7 protein-coding genes are annotated in these 12,788 nt (G+C 69.9%); all 7 read right to left on the reverse strand.

Annotated elements, in window-relative coordinates; all coding sequences use genetic code 11:
• A complete protein-coding gene (locus DSD19_RS01495) occupies window positions 1-2,703 on the reverse strand; it encodes a virulence factor SrfC family protein (RefSeq protein WP_113668293.1) in 2,703 nt (900 codons plus the stop codon).
• 9 nt (window positions 2,704-2,712) lie between these two features.
• Complete coding sequence (locus tag DSD19_RS01500) at window positions 2,713-5,829, reverse strand: virulence factor SrfB (RefSeq protein ID WP_113668294.1); 3,117 nt, start codon at window positions 5,827-5,829, stop codon at window positions 2,713-2,715.
• Entirely contained in the window at window positions 5,826-7,091 is a 1,266-nt protein-coding gene (locus tag DSD19_RS01505) for a hypothetical protein (RefSeq protein ID WP_113668295.1), read from the reverse strand. Before DSD19_RS01505 ends, DSD19_RS01500 begins: the two co-directional genes overlap by 4 nt.
• A gap of 10 nt (window positions 7,092-7,101) precedes the next feature.
• Complete coding sequence (locus DSD19_RS01510) at window positions 7,102-8,940, reverse strand: trypsin-like peptidase domain-containing protein (protein WP_113668296.1); 1,839 nt, start codon at window positions 8,938-8,940, stop codon at window positions 7,102-7,104.
• 2 nt (window positions 8,941-8,942) lie between these two features.
• Complete coding sequence (locus DSD19_RS01515) at window positions 8,943-9,665, reverse strand: hypothetical protein (RefSeq protein ID WP_243627614.1); 723 nt, start codon at window positions 9,663-9,665, stop codon at window positions 8,943-8,945.
• A 167-nt stretch (window positions 9,666-9,832) separates the two neighbouring features.
• On the reverse strand, window positions 9,833-11,110 hold the full coding sequence (locus DSD19_RS21985) for a peptidoglycan-binding domain-containing protein (RefSeq protein WP_243627616.1): 1,278 nt from the start codon (window positions 11,108-11,110) through the stop codon (window positions 9,833-9,835).
• A gap of 228 nt (window positions 11,111-11,338) precedes the next feature.
• The gene (locus tag DSD19_RS01525) at window positions 11,339-12,775 is read right to left on the reverse strand and encodes a peptidoglycan-binding domain-containing protein (RefSeq protein ID WP_165828017.1); all 1,437 of its coding nucleotides are present in this window, start codon (window positions 12,773-12,775) and stop codon (window positions 11,339-11,341) included.
• Window positions 12,776-12,788: the final 13 nt, after the last annotated feature.

Below are 12,788 nucleotides of genomic sequence, written 5' to 3' on the forward strand. Positions count from 1 at the left end.
CTATGCGCCTCCCGCGCCGAAATCGGCCAGGATCTCGCCCAGCCTGAGGTTCTGCGCGATATTGACCGTGCCCGCATCGGTGTCCTTGGCATTGGCGACGAACATCGCATCGAGCGCGAAGACCCAGTCGGTCCAGGTCTCTTCGGCAGTCGGGCGCGGCTCGGGCGGCAGGCCGTCGGCATCCTCGGCGCCGGGGCGGGGCGCGAAGACCGGGCGGCTGCCGCCCTCCGGAAGCTCGACCCGGGCGCGCTGGGCCTCGGGCAGGGCGTCGGTGCCCAGCACCGAGACGAAGCGGTTGATATGCTCGGCACAGACGATGGCGGCGGGCTCGGCCTGCTTGTCGACGGTCAGCCCGAAGGCCATCGCCTTGAGCTGGGCGCGGGCCCGGTCGACCACGCCGATCCGCCGCAGCGCATGGGTCAGCTCGGCCGAGAGCGTCGCGACCGATGCGGGGCTCAGCCCGAAATGGCCCACCGTCTCGACATCCTCGCGGAACCGCTTGAGCCCCTCGATCCAGACCTCGACCGCGCTTTCGGCCTGGAAGGTCTCGGCGGTCATGGTGCGGATGTCGGTGCCGTTGCCAGTGCCATTGCCATTGCCGGACTTGGGGGCGGCGGCGGGCGCCTCGGCCAGCGCCAGATCGGCGCCCGCGGCCCGTCCGGGGCGCAGCGGCCGTCCGGGGCGCGCGGGTGCGGCCGCGTGCGCGGTGTCGGCCGAGGGGCGGGCGATGGCCGCGCTCGAGACCGCCTGCGAGATCCGGATCGACGAGGGCACCCGCGAGATCCGGTCCTGCACCAGATCCTGATCGACCATCAGCGCCGCCAGCACCGCGCCGAAGCGATGCCGCTGCAGCGCGATTTCCAACTCGTCGATGATCGCCGCCGCCGCCTCGCGCTTTTCCTCGATGCGCCGACCGATATCGTCCGAGACATGGAAGGGCGCCAGATCGGCGGCGAGATCGCCCGCCAGCTTGTCGAGCTGCACGCCGATCTGGCCGATCTTGCTGTCCGGGGTGCAGACCTCGGCCAGCCGCCCGATCAGGTAGCTGACGCCGCCATCGTTCAGCCCGAGTGCCGCGTCCCAGGCGGCGGCGGGATCGGCGAAATGGCGCTGGACGCTGGCGGCCTCCAGGCAGCCCGCGCGCAGCTCGGCCAGCCGCGCCTCCTTTTCGGGGCGGATGCGGATTTCGCGTTTGGCGTCGTCATAGTCGATCAGCCCTTCGACGAAGAAGTTGGGGTTGCGCAGCCAGTAGCAATTGTCGAAGGGCCGCCCCGGCGTCCAGCTGTCGACCCAGGGGTCCTTGCCCCGGCCGAATTTCTCCAGAAGCGAGGCCTGCATCCGGCGTTCGAACCGGGTTTCCTCGCCGCCGCCGGCAGCGCTTTCGCCCAGATGCTTGTCGAACTTGGTCAGAACGAAGAACAGGATGCAGCGGCTTGCCGCGCGCTGTTTCGCGCTGGCGCCATGGGTCATCGCGATCCAGTTTTCGACCAACCCCGGCAGGTCCAGCGTTTCCATATTGCTGTCCGGCACGCAGAGCAGCATCGAGGTGATTTCCTGGTTCTCGACATAGCGGTCGAAAAGATAGGCGACCTTGCCGCGCAGCAAGAGCTGGGTGACCGTCTTCTCGGGCTCGATCAGGGTCTTCGACAGCGGCTGTTCGAACCGGTTGCGCGCGCCGGGGAAGTCCAGCAGGTCGGTTTCGTCGAACAGATCGTAGGGCCGGGTCTGCATCGGCATCACCAGCTCGGCCGCCAGCGCGCAGACCAGCGCGCGCGGCAGCTCGACCCGGGCGCCCGAGGGCAGGCACAGCGGCAGGCTGTCGCCCGCCTCGCCATAAAGCCCGTGCAGCGTCTTCACGTCGATGATCGAGGTCTCGCGCGGGGTCAGGGCGGCCAGCGGCGCATGCACTTCCTCGGCGTTCCGGATCGTCTGCAGCGCCTCGCCCAGACGGATGTAAAGATCGGTCAGCGGCGCATGCCCGCCCCAGAGGATCGCGAAGAGGGCGGCGCGGTCGGCGACGGCCAGCTTCGGCGCGATCAGGGCGGCATCCTCCCAGAAGGTCTTGAGCCCGGCGGCATAGGCCGCGCGCCCGAAGCTGCGATTGACGTAATCGGCGATTTCCAGAACGTCCTCGTAACTGACCCCCGGCACCTCGGCGCCGCCCGCTTTCGCGCGGAAGGCGGCCAGATGCGCGGTGATCGCCTCGGGCTCGGGCACGGGTTCGGACTGGTCGCCATCCATGTAGAAGGAATTGACGATGGTCCGCGCGACATCGGCCTCGGACAGCAGCACCAGCCGGATCGGAAATCCCTCGGGACAGGGCGCCTTGGTCATGGTGAAGCGGGTGACAAGCCCGGTCGATTCGCCTTCGCCCTCTGGGTTGATCTCGCGGATATAGTCGAGCTGGCCGCCGGGCCCCTGGAAATCGGCCACCAGACGGCCGTTTTCGGGCCGCGCCAGCACCGAGACCAGGAAGGATTTCCCCGCCTGCGACGGGCCGAAGACGCTGACCGACATCTTGGTCCGTGCCGCGCGCCCCAGCTTCTGCGCCCGGCGCGCGCCCTTGCGCAAGGCCTGCACCAGCGACTTGCGCTCGAGCCCGACGGTTTCGGCATTCTCGGGGTCGGCCACCCAGTCAAGCGCCCGGCGGGCCGCGCCCTCGACCCGGGCGCATCGTTCGGCAAGCTGGTCCTTCGTCGTCATCCTGCCCCCTCAGTACCGGAACACGCCGGTGTCGATCCAGTATTCGTCGTCAAAGCCCAGCGTGTGCAGCTTCAGCACGACATCGCCATTCTTCATCCCGCCGCCGTCGCCATCCTCGACCTGCGTGATCTCGAAGGCCTCGCGCAGCGCCTCGCGTCGCAGCTTGGCTTCTGAATCCTCGCGGTCGTCATCGTCGTAATCGGCCTTTTCGAAGGTCACCCGGATCGGCGTCGGCCGCCGCTGGGCATTCGGGTTGGCGAAGTCGAGCCGGAACAGCGGCGTCGTCGTCCAGCGTTCGATGGGCAATTGCCGCGAGCCGATATGGACGGGCGAGAACATGGCGACCGTGGCTTCCTGCGCGCCGCCCTTCGTATCGAGATCGAGTTCCGAGAACATCAGCTTTTCGTCGAGGATCTGGCCATTGTAATCCATCTCGCCCACGAACCGGGCGGTCGATTTCATCTGGAAGGCGCCGGTCGTGACCTTGAAGTTCGGGATCCGGCTTTCGGACAGCGCGATCAGCATGCCGCCCACCGCGACCGTGCTTTTCGGGTCGCCGATGCGCTGGGTGATCGGGTCGCGGAACGGATACCAGCGCCCGGTCTTGTAGGTATGCATCGAGACCAGCCGATAGGGCGGCACCACCAGCAGTTCCTCGACGATGGACCGCACCGCCGGCAGCCGCGAGGGCCGACCCGTCAGCAGCACCACATCGACGCCCAGATGGTCGATCACCTCGGCCATGTTGCCCAGCACCTTCTGGAAGGCCTCGCGGGCGATGGCGTCGACATCCTCGCGCGAGGTGGTCAGCACCACATCGGCAAACCGCCAGTCCGGGGCGCCCACATCGCGCGCGGCCTGTTCGATATAGGCCAGGATCTCGGTCGAGATCAGCGGCTCGGCCGGGCCGGTCCGGGGCGGCGCCACGCCATCCTCGTCGGGTTCGGGCGCAGGCCGGGGCAGGCCCAGCGTTTCGGCCACCGACAGATCGAAGCGGTCGTATTCGGCGGCGGTCTCGGAATGGGTCAGGATCGCGACCGCCAGCGGCATCAGCGCGCGCAGCGCGAACTGGCGGCGTTTCTGCACCACCTGCTGGTCCTGCCCGCCGATATCGCCCGCGAAAAGCTCGCGCAGCTTCTCGCCGACATAGCGCCCGCCCGCGGCCTCGATCGAGGTTTGCAGACGCGGCAGCACGATGCCCGAGACCACGCGTTGCAGCATGTCGTCGCCCGCAACCCGAAAGCCCTCGCGGAAGGTCTGCACCGGGTGCAGCACGCGGTTGGCCTCGGACCAGTAGGTCGAGATCATCAGGTCCGTGGTGCCGCCGCCGATGTCGATGCAGGCGAGGCGCAGGCTGGGGCTGGGCGCGGCCTCGCCGGGGCGGACCCGGTCGCGGCCCTTCAGACGCAGGAAGGCGTCGATATTGCCGTCGAATTTCTGGGTGATCTCGCTGTAAAGATAGACCAGCTGGGTGCAGCTGGCCTCGTCCCATTCGACGGTGACGGCGGGCTTGGTCTTGTAGCGGTCCAGCGCCTCGTCCATGCCCAGCATCGCCCAGACCATCTTCAGCGCGCCCTCGGCGCGGCTGCGCATGATCGCCTGTTCCTGAACGGACGTCGCGGTGGGCAGGGTCAGGATGATGCGGTTCAGCCTGCGCGGCAGGTCCGACTGCGCCCGGCGCGACCGCGAGGCGGGGTCGTTGATCTGCACCAGCGCATGGCTGAAGATCTCGGCCAGCATGAAGCCGAACAGCGACGAGCGTGAAAAGCGCGGCCGGATCGCGCGGTCCGAGGGCGTGCGGCCGCGGCGGCGCAGGCGTTGCTTTTCCTCATGGCGGACCTGTTCGATCACGTCGCCCGCCTCGTTCAGCTGGCGCATCGCGGCGCGCACCGATTTGGGCAGGTTGTTCGGGTCGACATGGTTGTGAAAGCGCCAGTCCTGCTGGCGCGCCTCGTCATCCCAGAGATAGCGTTTCGGGGACGAAAGCCCCGACATCGTCTCGGTGCCTTCCTCGCGCTGGATCAGCCTCAGCGCCTCGGGGCCGACGCGCACGAAGCCCGGCCACATGAAGGCGTTCCGGCGCCCCGAGCGGCTGGCGAAGCGGTCATCGCCGAATTTCAGCTCGGCGAATTCGACCCGGCTTTCGAACAGGCCCGAATAGTAAAGCTCTGGCCGCGACAGATCGCGGATCTCGAGCGGGAAGGAGCGCACCAGATCGACCCGGGATTCCCCCGGGAAGCGTTCGATCAGGATGCCGCAGGTGCGCGAATTGCCCACATCCAGCACCAGATCGACATCGACCGGCGTCACCGCATCGCGTTCCGAGACGGTGTTGACGAAGCGGATCTTCGGGATCTTCACCGCCTGGTCGATGACTTGCAGACAGGTGAGATAGCGCGCCCAGTGCTCGAACTGATGCGGCAGGGTGTCCTCGGAAATGTTGCGCCCGGGCCGTTCGGCCCGCTTGAAGCCCAGGAACAGCTCCTTCAGCCAGTCCGACACCCAGAGTTGCGGGTCGCGTGGCTGGCCGTCTTCGCCGTCCTCGATCCGGCGCAGGAACCAGTCCATCTGTGCGGGGTCCGAGACGAAGCGGAAATCGCGCGGGTTCTCGGCATCGGCGATCTGGGGGGCGACGTAATGGGCCGACTGATCCTGCGCGGTCAGCGCGGTATCGAGCGCGATCTGCACCCGGTGGGTATGGCCGGTCTCGGGGTCGGGGGCGGCCAGCTCGACCACCCGCATCCGCGCCCAGGTCGAGGGGCCGGGATCGAAGCGTTCCTCGCCCGCGGGGCCGCGTTCGGATTTCATCCGCAGGACCGGCACCGGCACCCATTTCGACAGGAAGGGTTCCAGCGCTGCGGCGGGACGGACCGAATATTCATCGTCATCGGGCCTGGCGGCAGCTTCGAGCGGCGCGTCGAGGTCTTCGTTGCCGGTCAGCGGGATCAGCATCCGTTCTTCGGGCGCGTCATCGACGGTGCGCTCGATGAACCGCCAGGGGCGCGCGGTCAGCTTGTCGATGGCAAAGCCGAAATCCAGCATCTGGATGCCGGAAAAGGGCACCACGGTGATGTCCTCGTGCCAGTTCACGAGCGGCCGAAGCTGTTCCTTGCGGTCAGAGATCATGGCAATCCGGGATAGTTGATGGTGGTGGTCCAGCTTTCGCCCTGACGGCCGAGGGTGCCTTCTTCGATCCGCGACACGTCGCCATGGCGGATCAGCAGCTTGAAGCTGTCGGGACCGCGCGTGCGGTCCGAGAACAGGGTGACCGTGGCGCGGTAGCCGCCGGCGGCCGGACCGTTGAAATAGACGTTTTCGACCGGGTCGGGACGGATATCGTCGACATTGCTGTCGACATCCAGTCGGCCGTTGCAGACGTTCTTGGCACGATAGGAAATGCGGGCGCCGGTCGGGCAGGTGACCGCCAGGTCGATATCCGAGGCGCCGGTCCAGAACAGCGAGAAGTTCAGATCGCCCCGCGTCGCCCCCGCATCGTCGAGCGCGCGGTCATAGCGGCTTTCCTCGACGGGCGCGGCGGCCGGTGGCGGCGGAGGGGGGGCTGGCTGGCAGGCCCGGTCGGCAATGGCGATCTCGCGCTCGATCCGGTCGATCTGATCCTGCAGGATCAGCGTGCTGGCATCGGCGGCCGAGGCCTCGGGCGGCGGCGCGGGGCAGAACGAGACACCCGCAAGCCCGCGCAATCCGCAGGCCGGGACCAGAAGCGCCACGATCGCGGCCAGCATCAGCGCAAGGATCAGCCAGCCGAGCCAGAGCAGCAGCGGCCAAAGCCCGATTCCGCCGCCCCGCGCCGCGACCGCAGCGGCGGCGCCGTCGGGCACCGTGCCGATCCCGGCGCCGGTGGCCGACGCCCCGGCCGCAGCCGCAGCGACCGGGGCGCGCGGCGGGGTCCGGGCCGCGCCGGTCAACTGCCCGCGCTCGGACCGCTGGCGGTCGCCGGTCCAGGCCCAGTTGACCAGAACCGGCTGCGGTGCAGGACCGTCTCCGATGGCATGGATGCAGTCCTCGCCCGGCACCTGCAGCGCATTCCGCAACGCCTCGGACAGCCGTTCGGCGGCCGGGCTCCCCTCGGCGCCGATCTCGTCGGCCAGCGCCCCGATATCCGCGCGCAGTGCCTCGAGCCTTTGCAGCAGTGCCCCGCGCTCTTCGGGGGTCAGCGCATCGAGCCGCCGTACCCGGCCCGGCACCGGCGCGTACCAGTCGTAGCGGTCGCCCTGTTCGGTCGCCACCGGCTCGGCGAACAGCGCCGCGTGATCGGGGCCGAGCCGGTCGCGCACGGTATCGGCGATCAGTTCGTAGGACCGCTGTTCGCGGCTGCCCAGCGCGGTCAGCCCGGCCGACGAGGTGGTGACGATGAGCGCCTCGAACATCGCCGCCGTCCTATTCGCTGGGAGAGGAACGGAGGTTGAAGTTCGGCACCCCGGTCGAGGGCGCGGCCGCGCCTGCATCCTCCGGCGTGTCGGGTGTTGCGGGCGTCACCATCGGGCGCAGCAGTTGCGGCTGGCAGGGCCGGGTGACGGTCGCAGGTGTCAGCGCGGCGGATTCGAGGAAGGCCAGCAGATCGTCCGAAGAGAGCGCAAAGTTCAGATTGCGCAGCGCGCCCTGCCGCACGAAGGTGTTGACCCCCACGACCCGGCCGCACATGTCGACCAGCGGCCCGCCGGAATTGCCCTGCGAGATCGGCGCCGAATGCACGATGGCGGGCGTGCCCTGCGTCAGCACCTGTTCGGCATTGACGGTGCCGTCGGTAACCGCGAGGTCCGGCACCGGGTCGGTGCCGCCCCGCCAGTCGCCCAGCAGGTCGTCGGGATAGCCCGCCGCGATCACGCTTTGCAGCTTCAGCGAATGGTCGGGCTTGAGCAGGGTGAAATAGGGCGCGTTCACCCCATGCACCCGCAACAGGGCGAAATCGCGCCCGGTGCTGCCGAAGGGGCCCGCGGTCTTGATGACCGTCACCGGATATTGCTGGCCAAGGCCGCGATTGGTGACGAAGATCCGGTCCTCGGGCGCGCCCTCGACCACATGGTTGTTGGTCACCACAAGGTCGGGGCCGACGAAGAAGCCCGATCCGCGCTCGGCCCGCACCTGCTGGCCGGGCTGGGTATCGGCATCGGCCATATAGCGCACGACCATCACCGTGCGCGCCTCGATCAGCTCCAGCAGCGAGGTCAGGTCCATCGCCGAGGCGCCGTCCGAGGGCACCTGCACCCGCGCCGGATCGGGCGGCAGGATCGGGCGCGGATCTGCGGCGGCACGGCTGCCGGGGGCGTCGGCGGGGTTGGTCGGATCGGGCGGCAGCAGCCCCTCGATGGTGCGCCCGTCGGGCATGGTCAGCGTCCCGTCGGGGCGGCATTGCGCGCCGTCCAGCGCGGCCTGCAGCCGCGCCAGCCGCTGTTCGAGCGAGGCGTTGATCTCGGCCACGGCGGCTGCGGCCTCGGCGCGGTCGATGGCCGGGTCGGGGGCGCGGGCCGGAAAGATCCGGGTGCCGGGCATGAGCAGCCAGGCCAGCGCGCCGCCCGCGATCAGAAGCAGGACCAGAAGCGGCACCCAGGCGATGGGGCCGGGCCAGACGCGCCGCACGGGCTCGGGCGCGACCGGGTCGGGCGCGATGACGGCCCCGGCGGGACCGGCGCCAGAGACCGGAGGCGCCGCCTCGGCCCCGGCGGGCGCGGCATCGCCCCGGCGGGCCAGTGCCTCGGCGGCACTCAGGGGCGGGGCCCCGGCCAGCGGCAGGAACCGCCCCAGCGTCGCCGCGACATGGGCGCCCCGGGTGTCGGGGTCGCGGCTCATGCCGGGGGGCAGCATGCCCCAGTTCAGGATCACCGGCTGGCCGTCGACCACCCAGATATCGCCATCGGGATGGTTTGCCAGATGCAGCGCCGCGCCAAAGAGCGGCCCGTCCTCCGGATCGCCCAGATGGGCGCGGATGCCGCGCAGCCGTTCGCTCAGCGCCGCTTCGGCCCTGACCCGGTCGGCCTCGTCCAGCGCCCGCAGCGGCCGGCCTTCGCCGGGATGATCGGTGTACCAGGCGACGCTGGCCGGGGCGGAATCGTTGCCGCGGCTCAGCAGCGGCTCGGCAAACAGCGCGGCGGCCTCCGGCGAGACCCGCTCGCGCAGCGCCTGGGTCAGCGCGCCATGGCTTTCCAGCGCCAGCCCGCCGCCGATCTCGAGGCACTGGCTCAGCTCGATCTGGCACTTGGTCAGGAAATGCTCGGCCATGGTCACTGGTCCTCGGTTCTGCGGCGCAGGCGGACCTCGCCGCGGCCGCCGGTCTCGGGCTGGAAGTTCACGCAACTGGCGCTGCCGTCGCCCGCCAGCTCGCAGGTGATGATGCGCTGATGGATGTAGCCGCCGTCGGAACAGCGCAGATTGCCCGGCTCGCGAACCTCGAGACGCTGGTCGCCGGCCGCCGCGCCGCTTGGGTCGAGGAACTGGCCCGAGACCGCGCCCCGGCAGGTGGTGCCATTGGTGGCGGTCATCGTCTCGCGGCCGTTGCCCTGGCGGTCGAAGCACATCTCCCACTGGGTGTAATGGGTGATCCGGCCGGTCTGGATGTCGCGGGTGCGGAAATCGGAATCGAGTTCCCAGCAGCCGTCCAGCACGCGGATGTCGCCCCGGTTCCAGCTGCCCGGGTCGATCCCGGCGCTGTCCGGCGCGGGGGCCGGTTCGGGCTCGGGCAGAGGGGCGGGCAGAGGGGCGGGCGGGGGCGCGGGCGGCACCGCTTCGCATTGCAGCGCGGCCAGTTCGTTCTCGGTCCGGCGGATATCGCGCGTGAGCGCCAGATTGAGGTCGCGCAGCGCGTCGAGCCGCGCGGCCGCCGCGATGTCGGCATCCGACGGGCAGCTTTGCGGAAGCCATCTGTCCAGCACCGCAAGTTCGATCCGGCAGGCGGCAAGGGCCGCATATCCGGCTGCGCCGACAATGGCCAGAAGTCCCAGCGCCATTCCCAAAATCGCCGCACGCAGCATCTCAATCCGCCGTCATCAAACGCATTCGCAAAGCGAAATTATGCCTTGAGTTAATGGCATTTGAAACAGCGGGTCAACCGCCGCGCGGGTCCCGGACCCGACGGCCCGGGACTGCACGGACCCGGATCGCGTCCGGACGCCGGTCAGTTCTGCCGGAGGTTGAAATTCGGCATGCCGGTCCCGGTCGACGAGGTCGCATTGCCGCCACCGGCAAGGCCCCCGGTCCGCAGCGCGGCGCGCATCACCGCCACGCGCTCGCCGCTCTGGCTGGGCCGGACGGCGGGATCGGCGCCCCGGTCGAGCGCGTCGAAGGCGATGTCGTACCAGCCCTGCGCCTGATCGGGATTGCGCGCGGTGCCGTAGCCGCCGCGCAGGTGGTGGCCGACCAGCTCGGCATAGGGCCGGGCGCCGGTGCCCACCAGCATCAGCGCCGAGGCCAGCGCGACCCGGGCATCGTCGGTGCGATAGCCATAGCCCAGGCAGACCGTCGCCGCGTCGGTGATCTGGCGCATGTCGGCGCCGATGTCGCGAACGCGCCGGTCGGCGGCCTCGGTCAGTTCCACCGCCGAGCGGCTGCCAAGCTGCCCGATCTGGTCGGCCATCCGGTCCACGACCCAGCGGCAGTTCTCGGACAGGGTCTGATCGGTCATGCCGCTGCCGTCCAGCAGGTTTTCGGACCGGCTGAGGGCATAGCTGCTGGCGCTGCAGAATTGTTCGTCCATCGCCTGGCGCGCGCGGTCGGGGCCGGTGATCCCGGCCGGGGTCAGGACCGGACCGCTGGCATTGGTGACCATCTGGCTGCTGGCGCAGGCATTGGCCATCGAGGCGCTGGGCGTCGGCATCTCGGGCAGGCGGGGCTGTGTGGTTTGGCCGGTGGAAGCCCCCTGCACCGGGCAGCGTCCGGTCTCGCGGCAATAGTCGCCGCCGCGCGTCTCGGTCTGATAGGCGCGCAAGAGCTCCTGACCGTAGATCCCGGGATAGGCTGCACCGCGGCCCGCCTGCGCCCAGTTATAGGCGCCGACGAGAGTCTGCCGCTGATAGGGGTCGAGCTGGCCGGTCGCCGGATAGCCCATGTAGGTCTGATAGCGCGAGATCGCCTGGCGGGTGTTGCGGCCCATCACGCCGTCGGCGCCGCCCGCCTCATAGCCGAAATAGTTCAGCGCCTGCTGGTCGGTGCGCACCGTCGGATCGGCGACCGCCCGGGGGGCGGGCGCAGGCGCGGCAGCGCGCTGCGGGGTGCCGCTGGGTTGGGTCTGGCGGTTTCCGCCAAGCCCGCAGCGGCCCGGATTGGCCATGCAGAAGAAGGCGCCTGCGGCGATGCCCAGCTTGACGACATCGCCGGTATCGGCCCGCAGGGGGGCCGGGGCCGGCAGGCTGAGGGCTGTGGCGGTGGCGGCGATCAGGAAAGCCCTGGGTGTCATCTCGATGTCCTCCAACTGACATCCGGCGACCGGACGGTGTTTTGCCCGAACATAGCGTATCGTCAGCCGGGGTCGACCGCTGATCGGCGTCGGAGGCGGCGGTTGGACCCCGTCCCGGCAGGCGCCCGCCGATCCGGGACCCGGGCGAGGACGGCCCCTTGGGCTTGATGCCCGTGGCGGGTCTTGTGGCGGGCAGGGCTCCGGAGGCGCCCCGCCCGCTTCTCCGGCTCAGTTGCCGATGTTGAAGCTCGGCAGCGCGGCCGGGGCCGGCGCTGCGGCCCCCGCGGCCGAGGCACCGGTCAGCACCGGGGCGGGCGCTCCGCCATCGAGGGCGGCCCGCATGATCGCCACGCGCTGGGCGCTCTGGCTCGGCAGGAAGACCGGCGTGGCGCCGCTATCGAGCGCGGCGAAGGCCGTGTCATACCAGCCGCGCGCCCTGGCCGGATCGGACCCGACCCCGAACCCGTCGCGCAGATGGTGGCCCAGAAGCTCGGCATAGGGCCGGGCACCGGCGCCGACCAGAAGCATCGAGGCGGCCAGCACCAGATCGGAATCGTCGGTGCGGTAGCCATAGCCCAGGCAGACCTCGCCGGTCTGGATCAGACCCTGCGGATCGGCGCCCGCGGATTGCCGGATCTTCTGTTCGGCCGCGGCGGCCAGATCCGAGGCCTGTCGGCCGCTCAGCGCGTCGGTCTCGGGCTGCATGAAGTCGACGACCTGCTGGCAGTTCTGGGCCAGCTGATCGTCGCTGACCCCGGCGCCGCTCAGCATGCTTTCGGTGGTGCTGACGGCATAGGTGCTGGCACTGCAGAACTGTTCGTCCAGCGCCTGGGTCGGGTTGGTCACCCCGGCCGGGCCGGTCACCGCCCCGCCATTGGCCGAGGACACCATCTGCACGGTCTGGCAGTGATCGGCGACCGAACGATACGCGGTGCTGTCGGGCAGCTCGAAGCCGGGCAGCGCGCCCCCCGTTGTCAGCACCTGGTTCGCGACCTGCTGGGGCGCCTGGCCTTGCGGCTGCAGGAAGGGTTGCGGCGCGCCCTGCTGCGGATAGGACGGCACCGGCACCTGCGACGGCATCGCGCCATTGGCGCCATAGCCGGTTTCGGCGGGATAGCCGTTGGCCGCCGGATAGCCGTTGGCTCCGGCATAGCCCTGTCCGCCGCCATAGGCGTTCTGGCTGCCATAGCCGCCGCCCGCACAGCGCCCGGTCTCCTGGCAGTAATTGCCGCCGCGGGCATAGCTCGAATAGGCGCGCAGAAGCTCCTGTCCCTGGATGCCGGGATAGCTCGCGTTGCCGCCTGACTGCGCCCAGTTATAGGCGCCGACGAGGGTCTGGCGCTGATAGGGGTCGAGCTGGCCGGTCACCGGATAGCCCATATAGCCCTGATAGCGCGAGATCGCGTCGCGGGTCCGGCGGCCCGTGACGCCATCGGCGCCCCCGGCATCGTAGCCGAAATAGTTCAGCGCCTGCTGGTCGGTGCGGACCGTGGGGTCGCCCGCCGGGCGGGCCGCGGTGCGGTTGCTGCGGCCCTGATTGCGGCCGTTCAGACAGCCGGTGACGGCACAGAGGATCGCCCCGCCCACAATCACCTTGCCCAGATCGTCGGCCCGGACCCGCTCGGCCGGCATCGTCAGGGCGAGGCTGGCCATCGCCGTGGTCACAAAAAACGTCCTG

Origin of the sequence: Rhodovulum sp. BSW8, from assembly GCF_003314725.1 — a bacterium.
Lineage (GTDB): Bacteria > Pseudomonadota > Alphaproteobacteria > Rhodobacterales > Rhodobacteraceae > Rhodovulum > Rhodovulum visakhapatnamense.

What these genes read in the sequence shown, in the direction of transcription:
- DSD19_RS01505 (WP_113668295.1), bottom strand. Translation starts at nt 7,091, where the DNA reads ATGTTCGAGGCGCTCATCGTCACCACCTCGTCGGCCGGGCTGACCGCG.
- DSD19_RS21985 (WP_243627616.1), bottom strand. Translation starts at nt 11,110, where the DNA reads ATGACACCCAGGGCTTTCCTGATCGCCGCCACCGCCACAGCCCTCAGC.
- DSD19_RS01510 (WP_113668296.1), bottom strand. Translation starts at nt 8,940, where the DNA reads ATGGCCGAGCATTTCCTGACCAAGTGCCAGATCGAGCTGAGCCAGTGC.
- DSD19_RS01515 (WP_243627614.1), bottom strand. Translation starts at nt 9,665, where the DNA reads ATGGCGCTGGGACTTCTGGCCATTGTCGGCGCAGCCGGATATGCGGCC.
- DSD19_RS01500 (WP_113668294.1), bottom strand. Translation starts at nt 5,829, where the DNA reads ATGATCTCTGACCGCAAGGAACAGCTTCGGCCGCTCGTGAACTGGCAC.
- DSD19_RS01495 (WP_113668293.1), bottom strand. Translation starts at nt 2,703, where the DNA reads ATGACGACGAAGGACCAGCTTGCCGAACGATGCGCCCGGGTCGAGGGC.